Here is a 21,612-nt window from a genome sequence, read left to right on the forward strand (position 1 = left end):
ACGCGATCAGTGCCGCAGCGCGAGGTTCAGCATGTCCCCGGCGTGGTCCAGGCAGTCGAGGCAGATCACCGCGTCCCGCTGGGCGCAGGTGACGCGCAGCAGCGGGCGGCGCAGGCCGAGGAACGTCCGGCGCTCGCGGCGGCCGCAGAACTCGCAGACCGCGGCCAGCGGCGACGTGACCGCCGCCAGTACGTCCCCGCTCGGCGTCTCGCGATCGGCGCCGTCCCGCGCCACCCGCAGGCCGGTCCGCACGCAGTCCACGCAGATCGGCCCGGCCTTGCCGGGGACCCGCGGGCCCCGCACCGTTCCGCAGAACCGGCAGGGCCGCCCGGCCCCGTTCGCCGCCGTCACACCGCCTCCAACCCGGTTTCGCCGCACGCACCCCCGGGAACCCCGGACGCGACGCCACCACCCGGTCACGCTACCCGCATCCGGCCGGGCGGGGGCAACGGCGGAACCCGGCTCACGCTCGGCCGGGGGCCGCGGGCACGGACCTCCCGCCCGGGCGGCACGGCACGAGCGGGCAGGAGGGAACGTTGTCGTCGTTGACGGTGCTGTTCGGCGTGGCCGGGCTGCTGGCCCTGGCCGCCGCGATCGTGCCGAAGCTCGTCGCCGACCGGCCGTTCTCGGTGCCGCTGGCGATGCTGATGGCCGGGATCGTGCTGGGCCTGCTGCCACTGCCCGCGCCCTACGGCAACGGCTGGAGCGACCCCGCCGCCCACCTGCACGGCGTCGAGTCCTTTACCCAGCTGGGTATTCTCGTCGCGCTCGCCGGAGCGGGCCTGTCCGTCGACCGGCCGTTCGGCCTGAAGCGCTGGGGCTCGACGTGGCGGCTGCTCGCGGTGACCATGCCGCTGTCGATCCTGGCGATCGCCGCGCTCGGGTACTGGTGGCTCGCGCTGGCGCCGGGCGTCGCCTTGCTGCTGGCCGCGGCCCTGGCGCCGACCGACCCGGTGCTCGCGGGCGACATCGGCGTGCCGCACCCCGACGTCGAACCGGAACTCGCTCGCGACAACGAAATCCGCTTCACGCTGACCACCGAGGCGGGCTTCAACGACGGCCTGGCCATGCCGTTCGTCCTGCTCGGCCTGGCGATGGCGGGCAGCAGGCCGAACCTGGACCTCTCGTGGGTGCTCGTCGAGCTGCTGCTGCCCATCGCGACCGGCGTCGTGCTCGGCCTGGTCGCCGGGCGCGGGCTCGGCTGGGCGATCTTCCACACGTCGTCGGACCGGCTGCGGCTCGCCGAGTACGGCGACGGGCTGGTCCTGCTGGCGCTCGCCTTCCTGCCGTACGCACTGGCGGAACTGGCCCACGGCAACGGGTTCGTCGCGGTGTTCACCGCCGCGGTCGTGGTGCGCAAGCAGGAGCGGGAGCACGACTACCACGGCGTCCTGCACGCCTTCGGCCACCAGCTGGAACGCCTGTTCGTGCCGCTCGCCCTGCTCGGGCTGGGCCTCGCCATCGGCGACGGGCTGCTGCGCGGCCTCCGCCCCCTGGAGGTGGTGATCGCGGTGGTCGCGGTGCTGGTGGTGCGGCCCGTGGTCGGGTGGGTTTCGCTGCTCGGGTCGTCGGCCGGGCGCCCGGCGAGGCTGGCGATCGCGTTCTTCGGCGTCCGCGGTATCGGCACGCTCTACTACCTCGCGTACGCGCTCGACCGGCTGCCGATGGCGCGGCAGGACGCGCTGTGGCGGGTCGGCGCCCTCGCCGTCGCCGTGTCGGTGCTGGTCCACGGCATTCTCGCGGAGCCAGCCATCCAGCGGATCGAACGGATGGGCGGCCACCTGCCGGCGCGCTGAGCCCGGTTGGCGACGGTGTCCGCGGGGTACCCGGCCCGGCGTGCGGATGACATCCGAGGTGCTGCCGTGGTGGCTCGGCCTGACCGGCCTGTGGGTCTTGACGCTGTCGACCCCCTCGCTGCCGGAGATCGTGGCCGCGGCCGTCGCCGCCGTGCCGTGCGCGTTCGCGGCCCGTGCCGCGCACCGGGCCGTCGGCGGCGCGTGGCGGCCGCGGGCGCGCTGGGTCCGGTGGCTGTTCGCCGTGCCCTGGACCGCGGTCCGCGAGACCGGCCGGGCCCTGGTCGAGGTCGTGCGGCACCCGCGCGCGGGCCGATTCGACTCGCTGGACGTACCCGACGAACCGGACGCCGTCCACGCGGCCCGGGCGGCCTGCGCGGCCGTCGTGGTGAGCAGCACGCCCGGGACGATGGTGGTCGCCACTCCCCCGGGTGACCACGCACTCGTCGTCCACCGGCTGCTCGAGGGCGACTCGCGCCTGCTGGACGAGGTGCGCCGGTGACCGGCTGGCTGATCGCCGCCGTGCTGCTCATGGCGGGCGGCCTCGGCCCCGCGCTGTGGCTGGCCGCGCGCGGGGACGCCATCGGCCGGCTCGCCGGGCTGCAGCTCGCCGGCCCGGTCACCGTGCTCACGCTGCTCCTGCTCGTGCAGGCCTACGGCCCGTCGAGCGCGGTGCTCCTGCCGCTGGCGCTGACCGTGCTGGCCTTCGCCGGCACGCTCGTGTTCATCCGGCTGCTGGGGACGACCGAATGACCGTCTTCGCGCAGGTCCTGGTCTTCGCCGGAATCGCCGTCGTCGTGGTGTCGGCGCTGACGATGCTGCGGGCGCGCACCCTGCTCAACCGGCTGCACCTGCTCGCCCCGGTGACCACGCTGGGCGCGCCGCTCGTCGGGCTCGGGCTGGCGCTGGCGAACGGCTGGAACCTCGGCTCCGGGGCCATCCTGCTCACCGTCGCGCTGCTCGCGGTGACCGGCCCCGTGCTGCAGTCCGCCGCCGGGCGCATCGAGGCGCAGCGGCGGGGCGCGATCGACGAGGACCTGCCGTCGTGACGACCGTCGTGCTGCTCGTCGCCCTCGCGTTCGTCGCCGTCGCGGGGTTCGCGGTGGTGGCCACCCCGGACCCGCGGCGGCAGGCGATCACGCTGTCGCTGTTCAGCCTCTGCCTCGCGCTGCTGTTCGTCGCGCTCCAGGCGCCGGACGTCGCGCTCTCGGAACTGGCCGTCGGCTCCGCCCTGGTGCCGCTCCTGGTGCTGCTCACGATCCGGAAGGTCGGCGGGCGATGACGCTGCGGGCCCGGACGTGGCTGTGCGCGGCCGGCGCGCTCGGCGTGGCGGTGCTGCTGGTGACGGCGTTCCTGCGGATGCCGCAGTTCGGCGGCGCCCTGCACGTCTACCGCGACCTCGCGCTGCCGGCCGCGCTCGCGCACGCGACGCCGAACGTGGTGTCCTCGGTCAACTTCGACCTGCGTGCCCTCGACACCCTGGGCGAGGAGACGATCGTCGCCGCGGCGGTCGTCGGCACGCTTTCGTTGCTGCAACCGTCCAAAGCGGAACGAGAGCGGATCGAGGTCGAGCGCGGGTACGTCATGCCCGTGGTCAAGCTCGCCGGCTACCTGATGCTCCCGGTGACCCTGCTGCTCGGCATCGACGTCGTGGCGCACGGCCACCTCACCCCGGGCGGCGGCTTCCAGGGTGGTGTCGTCCTGGCGACCGGGTGGCACCTGCTCTACATCTCCGGCAGCTACCCGGCGCTGGAGCGGCTGCGCCCGATCGACTGGTGCGAGTACGCCGAAGCGGCGGGAACCGGCCTCTACGTCGTCACCGGGCTCGCCGGCCTGGTCGCCGGCGGCGCGTTCCTGGCCAACGTGCTGCCGAAGGGCCAGTTCGGCTCGCTGCTGTCGGCCGGGACCGTGCCGGTGCTGAGCGTGCTCGTCGGGATCGAGGTCGCCGCCGGGCTCGTCGTGCTGCTGGCCCAGTTCCTCGGCCAGGGCCTGATCCGGGAGGAGCAGTCGTGACCGGCCTGGCCTGCTACTGCGTCGCGGGGTGGCTGCTGCTGGTCGGCGCGGTCGGGATCGTGCGCAGCCGGCACCTCGTCCACACCGTCGTCTCGCTCTCGGTGGCACAGGCCGGGACGTACGTGCTGCTGCTCGGCATCGGCTACCAGGACCAGGCCGGCGCCCCGATCGTCGTGCAGGACCAGCGCCAGCCCGTGGTCGACCCGATGGTGCAGGCGATGACGCTGACCGACATCGTCGTGTCGGCGACGATCACCGCGCTGCTGCTCGGGCTCACCATCCAGATCTCGCAGCGCCACGGGACGGTCGATCCCGACGAGCTGCGCGCGCTGCGCGGCTGAGGCGATGAACGCGCTCCCGTCCCTCATCGTGGCCGTGCCGCTGCTGGCCGCGTGCGTGCTGCTCGGCCTCGGCGTGAAGCTGCCGCGGGTGGTGGCCGACGGCGTCGCGACCGCCGCGGCGCTGGCCGTCACGGTCCTGACCGCGGTGCTGCTCGTGGCCGTCCGGCACGGCCGGGTCGTCAGCTGGCTCGGCGGGCACCGGCCCGAAGGCACGCGCTCGGTCGGGATCGTCCTGGCCGCTGACGGCCTCAACACGACGCTCGCGCTGGTGGCGTCGTTCCTGACGACGTGCGCGCTGGTCTACAGCTGGCGCTACTTCGAGGCGGTCGAATCCCGCTACCACGCGATGATGCTGCTGTTCCTCACCGGCATGCTCGGCTTCCTGCTCACCGGCGACCTGTTCACCCTGTTCGTCTTCTTCGAGCTGATGAGCGGCGTCGCGTACGCGCTCACCGGGTACCGGGTCGAGGAAGCCGACTCCGTCCAGGGAGCGCTGAACTTCGGCATCGTGAACTCCCTCGGCGCGTACTTCACGCTGCTGGGCATCGGCCTGCTCTACGCGCGCGGCGGCCAGCTCGGGCTCGCGCAGCTCGGCGTCGCGCTCGACGGAAAGCCGGCCGACGCGCTGGTGCTCGCCGCGTTCGTGCTCGTCTGCACCGGCCTGCTGGTCAAGGCGGCCGCGGTGCCGTTCCACTTCTGGCTCGCCGACGCGCACGCGGTGGCGCCGACGCCGGTGTGCGTGCTCTTCTCGGGCGTCATGGTGGAGCTGGGCGTATACGGCGTGCTGCGGGTCCGGCGCACGGTGTTCGGCGGCGTGCTCGACGACGGCGCGTTCGCCCGCGTGCTGCTGGTGCTCGGGCTAGCCAGTGCGCTGCTCGGTGCCGTCCTCTCCTTCAACCAGCGGCACCTGAAACGCCTGCTGGCCTACTCCACGATCGCGCACACCGGGCTGTTCCTGTGCGGCCTGGCCGCCGCCGACGGCGAGGCGAGCGCGGGCTTCGTGCTGGCGGTGGCCGGGCACGCGGGCGCCAAGGCGGCGCTGTTCCTGCTCGTCGGGGTGCTGAAGGACCGCTACGGCAGCGTCGACGAGGACGAGCTGTTCGGCAAGTGCGGCCATTCCCGCCTGGAGGGCGGGCTGTTCCTCCTGGCGGCGCTGGTGCTGGCCGGGCTGCCGCCGTTCGGCGTCGCGTTCGGCACGGACGTCACCGACCACGCGCTCGAGGGAACGGGGCACGGCTGGCTGCTGCCGGTTTCCGTGCTGGTCACCGCCGTGACGGCGGCCGCGGTCCTGCGCGCGGGCCTGGGTGTCTACTTCGGACGGGGCCGGCCACCCCGCCGCGACGACGGCGACCGGACCGCCGGGACGGACGAGGAACCCGAGACGGGCAACCGCATCGAGCGCACCCCGGCGACGATGACCGCCGCGATCGTCGCGGTGCTGGCCGCGGCGCTCGCGGCCCCGTGGCTGGGGAAAGCCGCCGTCACGGCCGGGCGGCAGGAGGCGGACCGCGGCGGCTACCTGCACGACGTCCTGCCCGCGGCCGGGGCTTCCGGGCACCTGCCGCCGGTGACGGCGGAGTGGACGTCGGCCGGCGTGCTGACCGGCGGGATCACGGTGCTGCTGGCGCTCGGCATCGCCGCGGCGGCGCTCTGGCCCCACCGGCTGCCGTCCTGGCCGCGGCCGGTCCGGGTCGCGCTGGACGTCCTGCACCGCGGCCATTCGGGCCACGTCGGGGACTACGTCGCGTGGCTCCTGGTCGGCGTGACGGCCCTCACGGCGCTCGTCTGGTTGTGATGTGTACGCGCTCGGTAAGTGGGTATCCGAACGTCAAGGCCCTTTTGGCGACTGGCCGATCCGGAAATGTCGCCGCGACGGAAGGTGCACTTCATGAACGACAAGATCGAGAACAAGGGCGAAGAGCTCAAGGGCCGGGCGAAGGAAGCCGTCGGCGACGCCACGGGCAACGAGCAGTGGCAGGCCGAGGGCAAGTCCGACCAGGCCAAGGGCTCGCTGAAGCAGGCGGGCGAGAAGGTCAAGGACGCCGTCAAGGGCGTCACGAACAAGGACTGACCTGCCCGGCGACCGCCGCACTCCGGACTTCCGGGGTGCGGCGGTTCCGTGTCTTCGGCGCCGCTCGAGCCGCGCCCGCTGCGGGATCACCAGGTCCTTCGGGTCCCTTGTGGACTCCGGCCCTCTCGGCACAGTAGCGACCACCCACGGTTCAGCGGCCTACTCGCTCATGCGGCGGGTTCCGTCGCCCAGCGGTTCCGTCCGGCCCGCCGCGTCGAGGCGTTCCAGGAGCGGGACCATCACCCGGCGGGTGCTGTCCAACGCGCGCCGCGCCTCCGAGACCGTGAACGGCTGAGGCAGCCCGCGCAGCTCGGCCGCCGCCCGCTCCTCGGCGTCCGGCCCGAGCACGACGCCCTCCGCGACCGCCGTCAGCCTGCCGAGACGCACGGCCGCCGCCAGCTCGCGGCGGCCCAGGCCCAGCGCGCGCAGCTCGTCCGCCTCCGGGGCGCGGAACGGGTGCTCGGCGAGCCGCTTCGCCACCGTCTCCAGCGCCTTCTCGACGGCCGGGGCGAGACCCGCGCCGGGCCGCCGGACGAGGCCGCCCGCGACCTCGAACCCCGTTCCCGCCAGCAGCGGGGCGACCAGCTCCGGCGCGGGCAGGCCGAGCCGCTGCCGCAGCGCCTCCACCGGCACGCCCGCCGCGGTGGCATCCCACCCCCGCACGATGGCCGCGGCCTCGGCGCGCAGCCCGGCGAACCGTGCCGGGTCGGCACGCCACTCGCCGACCTCGTCGCCCGGCACGGGCAGGCCCATCGCCGCGAAGTCCGCGGAACGGACAAAACCGTTGCGACGCAGGTAGGTCCGGGCGAGATCCGGGTCGGCCAGCTCGGCACCCCGCGCCCGCGCCGCACCCCGGCGGGCCAAGGACGGCGGCCGGACGTCGAGGACGTCGAACCCGGCGGCGATCCGGTGCTCGCCGGTGTCGCGCACCAGCCCGCGATCGCCCACGCGCAGGGGCAGCGCGACGCCCGTGGTGAGCCGCGCGGTGTCCGTCCCAAGTGGACGGATCCGCACCGGCAGCGCCGCGGTCCCCAGGTGCAGCACCAGGTTCCGGTGCAGGTCGGCGGCGGCCGCGCCGCGCAGCCGGACGTCGAACTCGGCCGTCGCGTGCCAGCGGCCCGGCGTGAGCAGGACGGCACCGCGCCGCACGTCGGTCCGCGCGGTGCCACGCAGGTTCACCGCCACCCGGGCCACCGCCGCCACCCGGTCGTGCGGTTCGCCGAGCGCCTGCAGGCCCCGGACCTTCACCCGCGATCCGCCCAGCAGCAGCTCGTCGCCGACGGCGATCGTCCCCGCCGCGAGGGTGCCGGTGACGACCGTGCCCGCGCCCGAGACGGTGAACGCCCGGTCGATCCACAGCCGGACGTCGGCGCCCGGATCGGGCGTCGGCAACCCGCCGGCCAGCTCCGTGATCGCCGCCCGCAGCTCGTCGAAGCCCGCGCCCGTGGTCCCGCTGACCGCGACGAACGGCACCGCGCCCAGCGACGTCCGGGCGAACTCGGCCAGGGCGGCCTCGGTCGCGGCCGCCGGATCGGCCCGGTCGGCCTTGGTGACCACGAGCAGACCGCGCCGGACGCCGAACGCGGCGAGCGCGGCGAGGTGCTCGGCCGACTGCGGCATCCAGCCCTCGTCGGCCGCGACCACGAACAGCACCGCCGGCGCGGGCCCGGCACCCGCGAGCATGTTGGGCACGAACCGTTCGTGGCCCGGCACGTCCACGAAGGCGACGTCCTCGGCGCCGATCCGCGTCCACGCGAACCCGAGGTCGATCGTGAGCCCGCGGCGGCGTTCCTCGGCCCAGCGGTCCGGCTCCATCCCGGTCAGCCGCCGGACCAGGGTGGACTTCCCGTGGTCGACGTGCCCGGCGGTGACGATCACCCGCATCGGCGGACCGCTTCCAGGAGCTTCGCGTCCTCTTCCGGCCGCACGGTCCGCAGGTCGAGCAGGCACCGGTCCCGCTCGACCCGGCCGACGACCGCGGGCTCGCCCGTCCGCAGCGCGCCGGCGTACCGGGCGGGCAGGCTCACCGCGACGCTGGGGAGTTCGACGCCGGGCGCTCCCCCGCCGCCGACGGCCGCAACGGACGAGACGGCACGGGCGTCCACGCCGTCCAAGGCCCCGACCAGGGCTTCGGCTCGCTGCCGGAGGCTCTCGACGGGCTCGTCGAGGGCCTGCCGCACCGGCGGTCGCGGCCCGCGCAGCGTCGCTTCGAGCGCGGCGAGCGTGAGCTTGTCGACGCGCAGGGCCCGCGCGGCGGGGTGGCGCCGCAGCCGTCCGACGACGTCCGCGTCCCCGAACAGCAGGCCGGCCTGCGGACCGCCGAGCAGCTTGTCCCCGCTGGCCGTGACGACCGTGGCGCCCGCCCGCAGCGCGCTCGCGGCGTCCGGCTCGTCCGGCAGGAGCGGGTGCGGCGCCAGCAGGCCGGACCCGATGTCGGCGACCACGGGCACGCCGAGCCCGGCCAGTTCGCCGAGGGGCACTTCGGACGTGAAACCGGTGACGCGGTAGTTCGACGGGTGGACCTTGAGCACGAACCCGGTGTCCGCGCCGAGAGCGTCGGCGTAGTCGCGGACCGAGGTCCGGTTGGTCGTGCCGACTTCGCGCAGCCGGGCGCCGGTCGACGCGAGCAGGTCGGGGATGCGGAAGCCGTCGCCGATCTCGACCAGCTCGCCCCGGCTGACGACGATCTCGCGACCCGGCGCCAAGGCGAGCGCGCAGAGCAGCAGGGCGGCCGCGTTGTTGTTGACGACGTGCACCGCCCCGGCGTCCGGCACGGCGGCGGCGAGCGCCGCCAGGGCACCCCGCCCGCGACGGGCCCGCTCGCCGGTCGCGAGGTCGAACTCGACGTCGGTGGCGCCGCCCGCCGCGACCAGGGCGTCGAGCGCGGCCGCCGACAGCGGGGCGCGCCCGAGGTTCGTGTGCACGACGACGCCGGTCGCGTTGACCACCGGCCGCAGCGACGCCGCGCTCGCCGGGAGCCGCGCGAGCACGACGTCCACGACGTCACCCGGCTCGACTTCCCCGGCTCGCGCGGCCCGCTGGACCTCGGTGACCACGGACTTGACCAGGTCGCGCCCGAGCGTCCCGGCCGCCTTCGCGACGCGGGGCTCGGCCAGGACCGCGTCGGTCCGCGGGATCGCGCGGCGGGGGTCAGACATGGCGGAGGCGGACGGGAATCGAACCCGCCAGCGGCAGGACCTGCCGCTCAACGGTTTTGAAGACCGTGCCGGTCACCAGGCCGGATACGCCTCCCTGCACCATGCGGTCATCCTGCCAAGGTTGCGGCGAACGGGCACGATGAACCCGTGGCTTTCCGACTGACGCAGTACGCGCACGGCGGCGGCTGTGCGTGCAAGATCCCGCCCGGCGAGCTGGAGGAGGCCGTCCGCGGCCTCACCGGCAGCTCCCCCGCCGACCCCGTCGGCGAGCTGCTCGTCGGCCTCGACACCGGCGACGACGCGGCCGCGGTCCGGATCTCCGGGTCGACCGCGCTCATCGCGACCACCGACTTCTTCACCCCGGTCGTCGACGACGCCTACGACTGGGGCCGGATCGCCGCGGCCAACGCGCTGTCCGACGTCTACGCCATGGGCGGCACGCCGGTGGTGGCGGTCAACCTGCTCGGCTGGCCGCGGGAGAAGCTGCCCTTCGAGCTGGCCGGCGAGGTGCTGCGCGGCGGCCTCGACGTCTGCGGCAAGGCGGGCTGCCACCTGGCCGGCGGGCACAGCATCGACGACCCGGAGCCGAAGTACGGCCTCGCCGTCACCGGCATCGCGGATCCTTCGCGGCTGCTGCGCAACGACGCCGGCCGCGCGGGCGTGCCGCTGACGCTCACGAAACCGCTCGGGATCGGCGTGCTCAACTCGCGGCACAAGGCCACCGGCGAACGGTTCGCGCAGGCGATCGACGTCATGACGACGTTGAACGACGCCGCCGCGCGGGCCGCGCTCGCCGCCGGAGCCGTCTGCGCCACCGACGTCACCGGCTTCGGCCTGCTCGGCCACCTGCACAAGCTGGCCAGGGCCAGCGGCGTCACCGCCCGCCTCGACCCGGCGGCGGTCCCCTACCTGGACGGGGCGCGCGAAGCCCTGCGCGACGGGTACGTCAGCGGCGGCACGCGCCGCAACCTCGACTGGGTGCGCCCGCACGCGGACCTGTCCCGGATCTCGTCCGACGAAGCCCTGCTGCTGGCCGACGCGCAGACGTCCGGCGGGCTGCTGGTGGCCGGAGAGCTGCCGGGGCACCCGGTGATCGGGGAGCTGGTGCCGCGCGGGGACCACACGATCGTCGCCGGCTGAGTTTCGCGGCCGCCGCCCTAAGCGAGCCGCTCGACGGCGTCGCGCGCTTCCTTCAAGTCGGCGCCCGTGCGCTCGCGGTAGGTCTTGATCGCCTGGATCTTCTTGCCTTCGCGCAGCAGCGCGGTGACCTCGGCGAGCCCCGGCTCCTCGACGGTCACGCCGAGCTGCGCGACGATCGCGTCCAGCTTCCGTTCCATCCGCTCGAGCCGGCGGCTGAGCCTGCGTTCGGTGGCCGACGAGCCCAGGCCGACGACCACGACGAGCAGGACGATCCCGAGCAGCAGCATCCCGTAGTCCATGGCCGGTGATGCTACGTCGCGGAAACTGTCGGTGCCCGCGGTTAAGGTGACGGCATGACGACACTGACCGACCGACCGAACACCGCCCTGCTCGTCGTCGACGTGCAGAACGGCGTCATGCAGGGCGCTCACGACCGTTCGGCCGTCCTCGCGAACATCACCGCCCTGGTCGAAAAGGCGCGCGCGAACGGGGTCGAGGTGGTGTGGGTGCAGCACACCAGCGACGAGCTGCCCCGCGGGAGCGAGGTGTGGGAGTACGTCCCGGAGCTGGTCCGGCGCGAGCCGGAACCCTTGGTGCACAAGGCTTACGGCGACTCGTTCGAGGACACGGACCTCGAAGCGCTGCTGGCCGAGCGCGGCATCGGCCGGCTGGTGGTGGCGGGCGCCCAGACGGACGCGTGCATCAGGTCCACGCTGCACGGCGCGATCACCCGCGGCTACGACGCGACACTGGTGTCGGACGCGCACACGACCGAGGACTTGTCCGCGTACGGGGCCCCGGGGCCCGGGGAGGTCATCGCGCACACGAACCTGTACTGGCAGTACCACACCGCGCCGGGCCGCACGGCGGAAACGGTGAAGACGGCGGAGGTGGAGTTCGGGGTGAAGGCTCAGGCCTGAGCGAGTCCGGCCGGTGTGGAACTCGCCGTCGGCGGTGACCAGGCGCGGTCTTCGCGGCAGCTCCATCGCCGAGAGGGGACGCACGCGGCCGAGGAGGTTGCCTACCGGGCCACGCCCAGCATTCCGTGCCATCACGGCTTCCGGCGGCGGTAGCGCGGAATCGCCAACTCGTGGCGGTCGGTGGCCGGCCGGCGCCGCGGACCAGGCGAGGCGGCGGCCACTCGGCGGCGGTGGGTGCCCGGCCGGCGCCGCGGACCAGGCGAGGCGGCGGCCACTCGGCGGCGGTGGGTGCCCGGCCGGCGCCGCGGACCAGGCGAGGCGGCGGCCACTCGGCGGCGGTGGGTGCCCGGCCGGCGCCGCGGACCAGGCGAGGCGGCGGCCACTCGGCGGCGGTGGGTGCCCGGCCGGCGCCGCGGACCAGGCGAGGCGGCGGCCACTCGGCGGCGGTGGGTGCCCGGCCGGCGCCGCGGACCAGGCGAGGCGGCGGCCACTCGGCGGCGGTGGGTGCCCGGCCGGCGCCGCGGACCAGGCGAGGCGGCGGCCACTCGGCGGCGGTGGGTGCCCGGCCGGCGCCGCGGACCAGGCGAGGCGGCGGCCACTCGGCGGCCGCGCGAAGCCCCGACTCGCCGCCACGGTCCGGCATCGCCCACCCGCGGCCGCCGCGCTCGTCAAGGTTCTCCGAGCCGATCTTCACGCCCCGCGCAGGTGGTCGCGCAGGGCCCGGGCCACCCGGGCCATCAGCACGTCCGCCTCGGGCTGCAGGACCGCCGGGACCCTGGACTCCGTCAGCGCCACCACGCCGAACACCCGGCCGTCCGCGTGCTCGACGACCCCCGCCTCGTGCCGCAGGTTCAGCAGCGTTCCCGTCTTCGACGACCACCGCGCCGCGTCCGATGCGAAGTCGGGCGTCAGGCGGTGGCGGATCACGTTGTGCGCCATCAGCTCCCGCACGCCCGCCGCCACCGTCGGGTCGATGGGCGACGGCGTCCACAGTGCCTGCAGCAGCTCGAGCACGGCCCGCGCCGATGCCGCGTTCGCGCGCGTGACGTCGAGCTGGGGCAGGCGATGTCCCCGGCCGGCCGTGCCCGCGCCGATCGCCAGCGCGTGCGCCAGGTCGGCCTCGCCCGCGTCGAAGCGCTCGGCCGGCGTGTCGACGAGGTCCGCCATCAGGTGCCGCACGGCGATTCCGCGCAGGCCCCAGCCGGCCAGCGTGCGCATGACGACGTCCGGTCGGGTCAGGCCGAACAGGACGTCGGCCGCCACGCCGTCGCTCAGCGCCGTGCTCAGGTACAGCAGGTCGTCGACGGCGACCCGGGCCGGGTGGCGGAACCGCGTCAACCCGATCGGCCCGGGGGTGGTGACGCCGCCGGGCGCGACCTCCAGTTGCGTCGCGCCGTCCAGTTCGCCAAGGCGGATGCGCTCCAGGGTCGCCGCCGCCAGGGGGACCTTGACCAGTGACGCGATCGGGTACACCCGGTCCGGGTCGATCCCCAGCTCGTGCCCGGACCGCAGGTCGCGGACCAGGAACGAGCCGCGCAGCCCGCCTTCGTCCAGCTCGGCCCGCAGCCGCCGGACCAGCGCCTCCGCCGTCACGCCTCGACCCCCAGGCAACGCCCTACCGCGGCCGGCCATCCGCGCAAGCGGTCGGCGTCCGCACCCAGCGCGGCGGCGACGCCGAAGCCACGCGCCAACGAGACTTCGCCGACCGGCCGCCAGTGCAGGCCCAGCTCGCCGGCCTGCGCGGCCGAGCACAGCAGGAGGTCCGCCGACCCGAACACCGCCGCGGCCGCCGCGGTCAGCGAGCCGGCCACCTCGACCTGGGCGGGCAGCAGGCCCACGGCGTCGCGCACCCGCAGCAGCCGGTCGCGGACGTGCGGGACGTCGTCCTCGGGCTGGATCCGGACGTGCCGGCGCGGGCCGCCGGACCGGCCGGTCCGCAACGTCTCCAGGTGCACGACCCGTGCTTGCGGGGCCACCACTGCGGCCAGCCCCAGCGGCACGGACCACACCCCTTCGTCGGCCGGGACCGCGACGAGCGCCGCCCGCACCTCCTGCGTGCGGACGAGCTCGGCCCGCTCCCCCGGCGGCGCGACGCGGAACTCGAGGTGCACCTCCTGCGCGCGGGCCTCGGCGGCCAGCTCGGCCAGCTCGCGCACGCCGCAGGTGTCCGGGACGGCCACGCGCAGCGGCCGCAGCCGCGCCTGCCGCGCGTCGTGGTCCAGCGCGTCGGCCAGCTGCACCAGCCGCTTCGCCGAGGGGAGCACGTCGCGCCCGAACGGCGTGAGCTGCGCCCGGCGGGTCGAGCGGTCGAAGAGCCGTTCGCCGAAGTGCCGCTCCAGCGCCGCGATGCGCCGGCTCGCGACCGGCTGCGGGATGCGCGCGACCGCCGCGCCCGCCGTGAAGCTCCCCGCCTCGCTCACGCTCACGAACGCCCTGCAGCCGCCGACCAGGTCCACGACCCCACTCTATGCGATTCCGGCATCGAACCGCGCACTTCCGTCTTGGACAGCATGAGCGAACGCGGTGAGACTGCGAAGGTCGATCAAGATCGGAAAGGGGTCCTGTGCCGTTTACTTCCGTCCGGCGGGCCGTGCTCGTCGCGCTGGCCCTCGGGTCGCTCACCGCCTGCACCGCCGAAGCCCCGGCGCCGGCCGCACCAGCGCCGTCGACCACGGCCGTCGCCTCGCCAGTGGACTTCGCGCCCCTGGAGCGTGAGTTCGACGCCCGGCTCGGCGTGTACGCGGTGGACACCGGTTCCGGTCGCGAGCTCGCCCACCGCGCCGACGAACGCTTCGGCTACGCCTCGACGCACAAGGTGTTCTCCTCCGGCGCCGTTCTGCAGCGCACGAGCCTCGACGACCTGGCGAAGGTGCTGAAGTACACCCGGGCCGACCTGCAGCCGAACTCGCCGGTCACCGAAAAGCACGTCACCACCGGCATTCCCCTGCGTGACGCGATGGACGCGGCCCTGCGCTACAGCGACAACACCGCCGCGAACCTGCTGTTCCGGGAACTCGGCGGCCCGCAGGGGCTCACCGCCGCGCTGCGCGGGATCGGTGACACGACCACCCACGTCGACCGGGTGGAACCCGGCCTCAACGACCTCGCGCCGGGCGACGTCCGCGACACCAGCACGCCGCGCGCGATGGCCCTCAGCCTCCGCGCGTTCACCCTCGGCACGGCGCTGCCGCCGGAGAAGCGGACCGTCCTCACCGACATGATGCGCGCCAACACCACCGGCGCGGCCCTGATCCGGGCGGGCGCGCCCGCGGGCTGGGCCGTCGCGGACAAGACCGGCACCGGCGACTACGCGACCCGCAACGACATCGCCGTCGTCTGGCCGCCGGCGCGCGCGCCGATCGTGCTGGTGGTCATGTCCGACAAGAAGGCGAAGGACGCTACGCCCGACGACCGGCTGATCGCGCAGGCGGCGAAGCTCGTCCTCAGCGGTCTTCGGTGAGGACGCGCGCCCGCAGGTCGACGCCGTGGGTGCCGACGACCTCGGCCCGCACGAGCGAACCCGGTTCCGGCGTCGCCCCGGCGAACGTCACGTGCCCGTCGACCTCGGGACCCTGGTGGGCGGCCCAGCCGTGGCCGCCGGTCCCGACGAGCACTTCGACGACCGCACCGAGCCGTTCCTCGGCGCGACGGGAGACCACGTCGTCGGCGAGGAGCGACAACTCCTCGACGCGCTGGGCGAGCACCGGGGCCGGAACCTTGTCCGGCAGGCCGGCGGCCTCGGTGCCGTCCTCGTCCGAATAGCCGAAGACGCCGGTCGCGTCGAACCGCGCCTGCTCCAGGAAGAGCTTCAGCTCGGCGAAGTCGGCGTCGGTCTCGCCGGGGAACCCCGCGATGAAGTTGGAGCGCACCCCGGCGTCCGGCGCCACCGCCCGGATCCGCTCCAGCAGCTGCAGGAACCGTTCCCGGTCGCCGAACCGGCGCATCCGGCGCAGCACCGGGCCGCTCGCGTGCTGGAACGACAGGTCGAAGTACGGCGCGACGCCCGGCGTCCCGGCGATCACCTCGACGAGACCGGGGCGCAGCTCGGCAGGCTGCAGGTAGCTCACCCGGACCCGGCCGGCGACGGCGGCGAGCTTCGGCAGCAGCTTCTCCAGCGCCTGGAGATCGCCGAGATCCTTGCCGTACGACGTCGAGTTCTCGCTGACCAGCACCAGTTCCCGGACGCCGTGACCGGCCAGCCACTCGGCTTCGGCCAGGATCTCGGCGGGCGGGCGTGAGACGAACGCGCCGCGGAAGCTCGGGATCGCGCAGAACGTGCACCGCCGGTCGCAGCCCGACGCCAGCTTGAGCGACGCGATCGGGCCGCCGCCGAGCCGGTGCCGCAGCACCGGCGGGCCACTCGCCGGGCCGTGCCCGGGTACGTGCGCGGCCGTCGCCGCGGGCCGCTGCACCGGGGTGATCGGCAGGAGCGTCCGCCGGTCGCGCGGCGTGTGCGCCGGGTGCGCTCGCCCGAGCAGGACGTCCTCGACGCGCTCGCCGATTTCCGGGTAGTCGTCGAACGACAGGACGGCGTCGGCCTCGGGCAGCGCGTCGGCCAGCTCCCGCCCATAACGCTCGGCCATGCAGCCCACCGCGACGACCTTCGCGCCCTTCCCGGACGCGGCGAGGACGGCGTCGACGGACTCCTTCTTGGCCGCTTCGATGAAGCCGCAGGTGTTCACCACCACGACGTCGGCGTCGGCCCCGGACTCGGCGAGGCGCCAGCCCGAGCCGCCGAGCCGGGCGGCCAGTTCGTCGGAGTCGACCTCGTTGCGCGCGCAGCCCAGGGTCACCAGGGAGAAGGTGCGCACGGCGGTCAGTGCACGACGATCTGGCCGTGCCCCGGCTGGTCGCCGATCGCGGGCACGACGGCACCCCGGCCGTGGCCCTCGTCGCCGATCGCGCGGGTCTGCACGAGCACCGGCGAGTCGACCGCCGGAACCAGGGCGTTCAGCGGCAGGTACGCGGTGATCACCATGCCGCTGGCCAGCAGCACGCGCGCCACCTTGCGCCGCCGGTCGCCGACCTCGTGGACACCGACGCAGGTGCCCCACTGCTGCCCGGCCGGTGCCTCCGGGGCGGTTTCCTTGCGGCGACGGCGTTCTTCGGCCATCCGCTCGAGCATGCTCACGGTTCCCCCTCGGGCGTCCGGTGCCGGGTCGAACCGAGAATCGCACGCCCCGCGAAACCGGCTCAAGGCCTGCACCGGAAGTGGCCGGAACCGGTCACTGACCGGCGAACGCCTGCCGCACCTCGGTTTCGACGTCGTCGAGCCACCCGGCGCGGCGCCGCTCGTCCGTGTCGGCGACCACGCGCAACACCAGCCGGCGCACGTCCGGCTCACCGAGGTACGGCGCGAGGCAGCGCCGCCAGATGGCGTCGAGCGGGTCGCCGAAGAGCGTCCGCTCGCGCTCCTCGGTGGTGTCGGAGGTGTTCACGACCAGCAGCCGGCGCAGCGAGAGCAGCGACTCCGGCGCACCACCCGCGTCGTCGAGGCGGTACGCGACGCCGGGGACGAGGATCCGGTCCAGCCAGCCGCTGAGGATGGCCGGCGGCTTGCCCCACCAGTTCGGGTGGATCGCGACGAGCCCACCCGCCTCGCGCAGCTCCTCGCGGTGCCGCCGCACCAGCGGATCCGGTTCGGCGGCGAGGAACTCCTCCGCCCGGGTCCCGCTCGTGTAGGCCTCGTCCGCGGTCAGCACCGGGTCGAAGCGTTCGGCGTACAGGTCGTGGAACAGCACCGGGCGCCCGGCGCGGGTCAGCGCGTCGCTCACCCGCGCGGCGAGCGCGTGGTTGAAGCTGCCCGGCCGGGGATGGGCCAGCAGCACCAGCACCGGCCGGGACGTCTCGTCGATCACCCCGTCAGCCTGCCACGGGGCGCGGCGGCTCAGCCCGCGTTCGCCAGCAGGCCCGGCCCCGACGGCGCGCTCTCCATCAGGCACCCGTGACACGGCATCCCGCGCAGCCCGTCGAGCACCTCGGCTTCGCCGGGAAAGATCGCCTCGCCGCACAGGGCCGTCAGCTGCGCCGGCACCGCGCCCGCGGGCGGAACGGGGATCAGGTGGCAGACTCGTCTGCTTTCGCCGACGACGCCTCGGCGTAGCCGCACCAACGCGAGCATCCCACCGTTCTCACCCATAGCCGAAAGGTAGGCCGAACGGGGCATTCCGGCTTCGTGCCCGCGTACCAACGATCTTCGGCGGGTGTGGTCCAGGACACCAAAGTCACGCCGGCGACAGCACGGCCGCGCCCAGGCGGTGGCTCAGGTTGAGGGCGAGCTCGACGTCCAGGCGGCTGTCCGAGAGCCCGCGCGGCAGCAGCTCCTGCGCCTTGCGGACGCGGTACTGCACGGAGTTCTTGTGCATGGTCAGCTCGCCCGCGGCCGCCGTGTAGCTACCACCGGACGCGAGGAACACGCGCAGGGTGTCCCGCAGCCGCGCGCAGTTCTCGTCGTCGGCGCTCAGCGGCCCGAGGGTGCTCGCGACCCACAGCCGGGCCGCGTTGAGGTCGGTCGTCATCAGTGCGACCGTGCCGACCTCGCGGAAGGTCAGCACGCGGTCGCAGTGCTCGCCGGCGGCCAGCGCGAGCGCGTGCACCCGGCGGGCCTGCTGGTGGGTGTCGCGGAAGCCGGCGACGCCGGTGCCGGGGTCGCCGACCGTCACGCGCACCCCCGGGTCGGCCTCCGCGAGCGCCGCGTCGAGGTGCTCGCGGCGGACCGACGCGACCGGCAGCCACGCCCACGCGCCGGCTTCGTCGCGGGGCACGAACAGCGGACGCCCCTGGCCGCCGGCGCGCTCGAGCACCGCGCCCGCGACCGACTCCAGCAGCGACAGCACGTCGTGGGATTCGGATGCGTGCCAGACGACCATGCCCACGTGCGTGCCGCGCAGCCGGTAGCCGATCACGGCCTCGGCGGCGTCGAGGTCCGGCGGTCCGCCGTTCTCGCCCAGCAGCTCCAGCACCTTCGCCGCCCGCGCGGCACTCCGGTTGAGCAGCCACTTGTCGCGTTCGTCCTGGTAGACGCTCACGAGCTGGCGCACCACCCGCGTGATGAACTCGTAGGCGACCTTGAGCAGCCGGCGCATGATGGCCCCGAGCAGGGCCGCGTCGTCGACCAGCCGGGTGCACTCCTGGAACCCGAAGTCGAGCATCGCGGCCTGCCCGAGGTCGTAGGCCAGGATCAGGTCGAACACCGGCGTGCCGCGCTGCGCCAGCCGGCGCGCGTACTCCACGGCCGCGGCCGGCGGCTCGACGGTGGAGGGATCGATGCCGTGCTGGAAGATCTGCAGCGCGGTCTCGATGTTCTGGTACACGCTCGCCGACAGCAGGCTCACCATGCGCTCGTCGTCGTTGACCAGCTGCGGCAGGTCGGCCGCGTACAGCTGGACCAGCTCCCCGGCCAGCTCGGCGGCCCGGTCCGCGAGGGTGGCGGCGATCTGCCGGATGCGCTCCGAGACGGCTTCTTCGTCCACCATGGACCTACTCTACGGGGTGAACGATCAAGCTCGTCCGGTGAACTCGTCGATCAAGGCGAACGTTGCGGCCGGAGCCTGAACGTGCGGCACGTGCCCCGCACCGGCGACGACCTCGAACCGCGCGTCGGCGAACGCGGCCGCGTAGGCCTTTCCGAACTCCGGCGGCACGACGACGTCGTCCGCGCCCCAGACCAGCAGCGCCGGGATCCGGACGCGGGCGAGGCGGCGCAGCAGCTTCGGGTCGGCGGTGCGCGGGCCCCCGTACGCCCGCAGCGTCGCCAGGTCCGCGGGGTCCGGCCCGGGCGCGCCGGGCGGCGGCTGCGGCAGGCTGATCGGGTGGCCTTCGACGTCGGCGCCGATGCCGTCGAGGAGCACCAGCCGGCCGATCCGGTGCCCGCGGTCGCGGACGGCCATTTCCGACGCGACCCAGCCGCCGAAGGAGCTGGCGACCACGAGCACGTCGTCGGCGTCCTCGTCGTCCAGGAGGTCGAGGTAGGTGACGGCCAGGTCGTCGACGCCCGAGAACCAGTCCGGGCGCGGCGTGCCCGCCCAGCCCGGGTGCGTCGGCGCGAGCACGCGGGCGCGCTGCGCGAAGTGCTCGACGATCGGCTCGACACCGCGCGGTCCGGCGCCGCCGTGCAGGACCAGCACGGTGCGGTCGCCGCTGCCGGTGTCGACGAGGGGGATGTCCAGTCCCGGGTGGGGACGCAGCGTTCGGGTCACGGTCTTGTCCGTTCGGTCAGTGGTGCGCGGCGTGGGCCAGCATCTGCTCGACCATCGCGCGGGGCGCGTCCGGCCGGAAGCAGGATTCGAGGTTGTCGGCGGAGTCGCGGGCAGCTTCTTCCGCCCGCGGGAACAGCGCGGTTTCGTACGCCGTGAGAGCGCTTTCGACGTCGTCGTGGCCGGCCAGGGCGAGGGCCAGCTCGGTGGCGTCGAGCATGGCGAGGTTCGCGCCCTCGCCCGCGAACGGCGACATCACGTGCGCGGCGTCGCCGAGCAGGGTCACGCCCGGCACCCGCGCCCACCGGTGGCCGACCGGCAGCGCGTGGATCGGGCGCGGGATCAGCGGGCCGTCGCTTTCCCCGACGAGGGCGCGCAGCCCCGGGTGGAAGCCGGCGAAGACGTCGAGCAGGCGTCCGCGGTCGGCCAGGTCCACGATCTCGGCGGGGTCTTGGGTCCGCAGGGCGGCGTACACGCGGATCCGGCCGCCGCCGTTGCGCTGGGCGATCAGGCCCAGCCCGTCGGCCAGCGCGAACATCGACCCCGGGCCGACGAGCGCGGCCGCGGCGGGGTGCTTTTCGTCCACATCGGACAGATGGGCCTCCACGAACGACAGTCCGGAGTAGCCCGGCACCGCCTCCGACAGCAGCGGCCGGACCTTCGACCAGGCACCGTCCGCGCCGACGACCAGGTCGGCTTCGACGATCTCGCCGGTGCCCAGGGTGAGCCGGCCGGCGGACACCGCGGTCACCTTGCTGCCCCAGCGGACGACGCCGTCCGGCAGGGACTCGACCAGGATCCGCTTGAGTGCCCCGCGATCCACCTCGGGCCGGGTGCCGCCACTCGCTTCGGCGCCCTCCTCGAACCGGACGACGCCGTCGCGGTCGAGGATGCGCAGCGCCTCGCCTTCTTCCCTGGCGACGGCGCGGAACTGCTCGATCAGGCCCGCTTCGGCGAGCGCGCGCTGACCGGACTCCTCGTGCAGGTCCAGCGTGCCGCCCTGGTCCCGGGCAGTGGGTGCCGCGTCGAGCTCGTGGACGGTCGACGCGATTCCGCGGGTGTGCAGGACGCGGGCCAGCGTGAGGCCGCCGAGGCCACCGCCGACGATGGCGATCCGGGTCATCAGGTCTCCTCCGGTTCGGGGCGCGGGGTGGCGAGCGCGCCGTTGAGCAGTGCGTCGAACGCCCACCGCGCGCGGGCGGGGCCGGGGCCGGACACCAGGTCGGTGGCCAGCGCGGCGATGTGCGGATGGGTCTGCGGGGACGCGGTGGCCACCGAGTCGACCATGACCTCGTGCTCGCGGGCGGCACCCGGCTTCTCCCGCCGGGTGCCGTGTTCGACGGCGGTCGCCGTGGCGGTCAGCAGCAGGACGTCGACCGCCCAGGCCGCCTGCCCGGGCGCCATGCCACCCTCGTCGAGCAGCGCGAGCACCCTCTCGACGAGAGCCAGGTAGTGCGGCCCGCTCAGCCGCGTCACCAGCGCGACCCGGGCGAGGCTCGGGTGCGCGAACAGCACCGACCGGTAGGAGTCCAGCACCGCCCACAGGCGCGTACGCCAGTCCCCCGCCCCGCCGAGGTCGACCTCGGCGAGCAGTTCGTCGAGCACCGCGGCGTGCAGTTCTTCGGTGTCCTCGACGTACACGTAGAGCGAGGCGGGCCCGGTGTCCAGCTCCTTGGCGAGCCGGCGCATGGTGACGCGCTCGACGCCTTCGGCGCGCATGACCGCGACGGCGGTCGCCACGATCCCTTCGCGGGTCAACGCCGGTTTCGCCGGGCGCTCCCGGCGGTTGTAGGTGCTGTCCGGAGTCATGCCCCCACTGTAGCGAACATGTTCGTTCCGAGCACGTTCGGGGCGAACATGTTTGTGAGACGTCGGTTACCGCGTCCGGACCGCGCCACCCGGAGGCATGCCTACGCGCACCCGAAAAGAATCGGAAACAATGGCGAAACACGGACCAGTTTCCTTACTGGTCTGGACCACT

26 protein-coding genes and 1 tRNA gene are annotated in these 21,612 nt (G+C 74.5%); 12 read left to right on the forward strand and 15 right to left on the reverse strand.

Annotated elements, in window-relative coordinates:
- Positions 1-6 precede the first annotated feature (6 nt).
- A complete protein-coding gene (locus OG738_RS36505; protein ID WP_329047827.1) occupies positions 7-351 on the reverse strand; it encodes a hypothetical protein in 345 nt (114 codons plus the stop codon).
- 185 nt (positions 352-536) lie between these two features.
- Here OG738_RS36505 and OG738_RS36510 point away from each other — a divergent pair, with 185 nt between their 5' ends.
- From OG738_RS36510 to OG738_RS36550, 9 genes are all read left to right on the forward strand, one after another.
- Complete coding sequence (locus OG738_RS36510) at positions 537-1,796, forward strand: cation:proton antiporter domain-containing protein (RefSeq protein ID WP_329047828.1); 1,260 nt, start codon at positions 537-539, stop codon at positions 1,794-1,796.
- A 40-nt stretch (positions 1,797-1,836) separates the two neighbouring features.
- Positions 1,837-2,295: a Na+/H+ antiporter subunit E gene (locus tag OG738_RS36515; protein ID WP_329047830.1), complete on the forward strand. Its 459-nt coding sequence runs from the start codon at positions 1,837-1,839 to the stop codon at positions 2,293-2,295.
- Positions 2,292-2,546, forward strand: coding sequence for a hypothetical protein (locus tag OG738_RS36520; RefSeq protein ID WP_329047832.1), 255 nt, complete (start codon positions 2,292-2,294; stop codon positions 2,544-2,546). Before OG738_RS36515 ends, OG738_RS36520 begins: the two co-directional genes overlap by 4 nt.
- Positions 2,543-2,842 carry a monovalent cation/H(+) antiporter subunit G gene (locus OG738_RS36525; protein ID WP_329047834.1) on the forward strand — a complete coding sequence of 100 codons (300 nt, stop codon included), beginning with the start codon at positions 2,543-2,545 and terminating at the stop codon, positions 2,840-2,842. Before OG738_RS36520 ends, OG738_RS36525 begins: the two co-directional genes overlap by 4 nt.
- A complete protein-coding gene (locus OG738_RS36530) occupies positions 2,839-3,075 on the forward strand; it encodes a Na(+)/H(+) antiporter subunit B (protein WP_329047836.1) in 237 nt (78 codons plus the stop codon). Before OG738_RS36525 ends, OG738_RS36530 begins: the two co-directional genes overlap by 4 nt.
- Positions 3,072-3,806: an MnhB domain-containing protein gene (locus OG738_RS36535; RefSeq protein WP_329047838.1), complete on the forward strand. Its 735-nt coding sequence runs from the start codon at positions 3,072-3,074 to the stop codon at positions 3,804-3,806. The genes OG738_RS36530 and OG738_RS36535 overlap by 4 nt, the downstream gene beginning before the upstream one ends.
- Positions 3,803-4,147, forward strand: coding sequence for a sodium:proton antiporter (locus OG738_RS36540; RefSeq protein WP_329047840.1), 345 nt, complete (start codon positions 3,803-3,805; stop codon positions 4,145-4,147). Before OG738_RS36535 ends, OG738_RS36540 begins: the two co-directional genes overlap by 4 nt.
- Before the next feature lie 4 nt (positions 4,148-4,151).
- The gene (locus OG738_RS36545) at positions 4,152-5,942 is read left to right on the forward strand and encodes a complex I subunit 5 family protein (protein ID WP_329047842.1); all 1,791 of its coding nucleotides are present in this window, start codon (positions 4,152-4,154) and stop codon (positions 5,940-5,942) included.
- Positions 5,943-6,035: 93 nt separating this feature from the next.
- Positions 6,036-6,218: a CsbD family protein gene (locus tag OG738_RS36550; RefSeq protein WP_329047843.1), complete on the forward strand. Its 183-nt coding sequence runs from the start codon at positions 6,036-6,038 to the stop codon at positions 6,216-6,218.
- 159 nt (positions 6,219-6,377) lie between these two features.
- On the opposite strand, the gene selB is transcribed toward OG738_RS36550, so the two are convergent.
- From selB to OG738_RS36565, 3 genes are all read right to left on the reverse strand, one after another.
- Entirely contained in the window at positions 6,378-8,102 is a 1,725-nt protein-coding gene (gene selB / locus OG738_RS36555; RefSeq protein ID WP_329047844.1) for a selenocysteine-specific translation elongation factor, read from the reverse strand.
- A complete protein-coding gene (gene selA / locus OG738_RS36560; RefSeq protein WP_329047846.1) occupies positions 8,093-9,376 on the reverse strand; it encodes an L-seryl-tRNA(Sec) selenium transferase in 1,284 nt (427 codons plus the stop codon). The genes selB and selA overlap by 10 nt, the downstream gene beginning before the upstream one ends.
- Positions 9,376-9,470, reverse strand: a tRNA-Sec gene (locus tag OG738_RS36565). The genes selA and OG738_RS36565 overlap by 1 nt, the downstream gene beginning before the upstream one ends.
- Positions 9,471-9,523: 53 nt before the next feature.
- Between OG738_RS36565 and selD the strand changes: the two genes are divergently transcribed.
- The gene (selD, locus tag OG738_RS36570) at positions 9,524-10,516 is read left to right on the forward strand and encodes a selenide, water dikinase SelD (protein WP_329047847.1); all 993 of its coding nucleotides are present in this window, start codon (positions 9,524-9,526) and stop codon (positions 10,514-10,516) included.
- Positions 10,517-10,533: 17 nt separating this feature from the next.
- Here the strand turns inward: selD and OG738_RS36575 are convergent, their stop codons facing one another.
- Complete coding sequence (locus OG738_RS36575; protein WP_329047848.1) at positions 10,534-10,815, reverse strand: hypothetical protein; 282 nt, start codon at positions 10,813-10,815, stop codon at positions 10,534-10,536.
- A 54-nt stretch (positions 10,816-10,869) separates the two neighbouring features.
- Between OG738_RS36575 and OG738_RS36580 the strand changes: the two genes are divergently transcribed.
- Entirely contained in the window at positions 10,870-11,436 is a 567-nt protein-coding gene (locus OG738_RS36580) for a cysteine hydrolase family protein (protein WP_329047849.1), read from the forward strand.
- Positions 11,437-12,126: 690 nt separating this feature from the next.
- On the opposite strand, the gene OG738_RS36585 is transcribed toward OG738_RS36580, so the two are convergent.
- Both OG738_RS36585 and OG738_RS36590 read right to left on the reverse strand, forming a co-directional pair.
- Positions 12,127-13,029, reverse strand: a complete 903-nt coding sequence (locus OG738_RS36585) for a serine hydrolase (RefSeq protein ID WP_329047851.1) — start codon at positions 13,027-13,029, stop codon at positions 12,127-12,129.
- On the reverse strand, positions 13,026-13,892 hold the full coding sequence (locus OG738_RS36590) for a LysR family transcriptional regulator (protein WP_329047852.1): 867 nt from the start codon (positions 13,890-13,892) through the stop codon (positions 13,026-13,028). The genes OG738_RS36585 and OG738_RS36590 overlap by 4 nt, the downstream gene beginning before the upstream one ends.
- Positions 13,893-13,999: 107 nt before the next feature.
- Here OG738_RS36590 and bla point away from each other — a divergent pair, with 107 nt between their 5' ends.
- Positions 14,000-14,896, forward strand: coding sequence for a class A beta-lactamase (gene bla, locus OG738_RS36595; RefSeq protein ID WP_329047854.1), 897 nt, complete (start codon positions 14,000-14,002; stop codon positions 14,894-14,896).
- Here bla and rimO read toward each other — a convergent pair.
- The 8 genes from rimO to OG738_RS36635 form a co-directional block, all read right to left on the reverse strand.
- Entirely contained in the window at positions 14,880-16,256 is a 1,377-nt protein-coding gene (rimO, locus tag OG738_RS36600; protein WP_442875968.1) for a 30S ribosomal protein S12 methylthiotransferase RimO, read from the reverse strand. The genes bla and rimO overlap by 17 nt on opposite strands.
- Positions 16,253-16,567, reverse strand: coding sequence for a hypothetical protein (locus OG738_RS36605; protein WP_329047857.1), 315 nt, complete (start codon positions 16,565-16,567; stop codon positions 16,253-16,255). Before OG738_RS36605 ends, rimO begins: the two co-directional genes overlap by 4 nt.
- A gap of 94 nt (positions 16,568-16,661) precedes the next feature.
- Positions 16,662-17,294 (reverse strand): NAD(P)H-dependent oxidoreductase, encoded by a 633-nt coding sequence (locus OG738_RS36610; protein ID WP_329047858.1) that lies wholly within the window; start codon positions 17,292-17,294, stop codon positions 16,662-16,664.
- A 29-nt stretch (positions 17,295-17,323) separates the two neighbouring features.
- On the reverse strand, positions 17,324-17,575 hold the full coding sequence (locus tag OG738_RS36615; RefSeq protein WP_329047859.1) for a hypothetical protein: 252 nt from the start codon (positions 17,573-17,575) through the stop codon (positions 17,324-17,326).
- Between the two features lie 85 nt (positions 17,576-17,660).
- Positions 17,661-18,911, reverse strand: coding sequence for a helix-turn-helix domain-containing protein (locus OG738_RS36620; RefSeq protein WP_329047861.1), 1,251 nt, complete (start codon positions 18,909-18,911; stop codon positions 17,661-17,663).
- A gap of 24 nt (positions 18,912-18,935) precedes the next feature.
- On the reverse strand, positions 18,936-19,634 hold the full coding sequence (locus tag OG738_RS36625) for an alpha/beta fold hydrolase (RefSeq protein WP_329047862.1): 699 nt from the start codon (positions 19,632-19,634) through the stop codon (positions 18,936-18,938).
- Positions 19,635-19,650: 16 nt separating this feature from the next.
- Positions 19,651-20,754: an FAD-dependent oxidoreductase gene (locus tag OG738_RS36630; protein WP_329047863.1), complete on the reverse strand. Its 1,104-nt coding sequence runs from the start codon at positions 20,752-20,754 to the stop codon at positions 19,651-19,653.
- Positions 20,754-21,440, reverse strand: coding sequence for a TetR/AcrR family transcriptional regulator (locus OG738_RS36635; RefSeq protein ID WP_329047865.1), 687 nt, complete (start codon positions 21,438-21,440; stop codon positions 20,754-20,756). Before OG738_RS36635 ends, OG738_RS36630 begins: the two co-directional genes overlap by 1 nt.
- Positions 21,441-21,612 lie beyond the last annotated feature (172 nt).

The organism is Amycolatopsis sp. NBC_01488, from assembly GCF_036227105.1.
GTDB lineage: Bacteria > Actinomycetota > Actinomycetes > Mycobacteriales > Pseudonocardiaceae > Amycolatopsis.

Bases quoted from the DNA above. Each gene is read 5' to 3' on its own strand.
- OG738_RS36550 (WP_329047843.1), top strand. From the start codon at position 6,036: ATGAACGACAAGATCGAGAACAAGGGCGAAGAGCTCAAGGGCCGGGCG.
- selA (WP_329047846.1), bottom strand. From the start codon at position 9,376: ATGTCTGACCCCCGCCGCGCGATCCCGCGGACCGACGCGGTCCTGGCC.
- OG738_RS36635 (WP_329047865.1), bottom strand. From the start codon at position 21,440: ATGACTCCGGACAGCACCTACAACCGCCGGGAGCGCCCGGCGAAACCG.
- OG738_RS36580 (WP_329047849.1), top strand. From the start codon at position 10,870: ATGACGACACTGACCGACCGACCGAACACCGCCCTGCTCGTCGTCGAC.
- OG738_RS36615 (WP_329047859.1), bottom strand. From the start codon at position 17,575: ATGGGTGAGAACGGTGGGATGCTCGCGTTGGTGCGGCTACGCCGAGGC.
- OG738_RS36535 (WP_329047838.1), top strand. From the start codon at position 3,072: ATGACGCTGCGGGCCCGGACGTGGCTGTGCGCGGCCGGCGCGCTCGGC.
- OG738_RS36545 (WP_329047842.1), top strand. From the start codon at position 4,152: ATGAACGCGCTCCCGTCCCTCATCGTGGCCGTGCCGCTGCTGGCCGCG.
- OG738_RS36525 (WP_329047834.1), top strand. From the start codon at position 2,543: ATGACCGTCTTCGCGCAGGTCCTGGTCTTCGCCGGAATCGCCGTCGTC.
- selB (WP_329047844.1), bottom strand. From the start codon at position 8,102: ATGCGGGTGATCGTCACCGCCGGGCACGTCGACCACGGGAAGTCCACC.
- OG738_RS36630 (WP_329047863.1), bottom strand. From the start codon at position 20,754: ATGACCCGGATCGCCATCGTCGGCGGTGGCCTCGGCGGCCTCACGCTG.
- OG738_RS36575 (WP_329047848.1), bottom strand. From the start codon at position 10,815: ATGGACTACGGGATGCTGCTGCTCGGGATCGTCCTGCTCGTCGTGGTC.
- OG738_RS36620 (WP_329047861.1), bottom strand. From the start codon at position 18,911: ATGGTGGACGAAGAAGCCGTCTCGGAGCGCATCCGGCAGATCGCCGCC.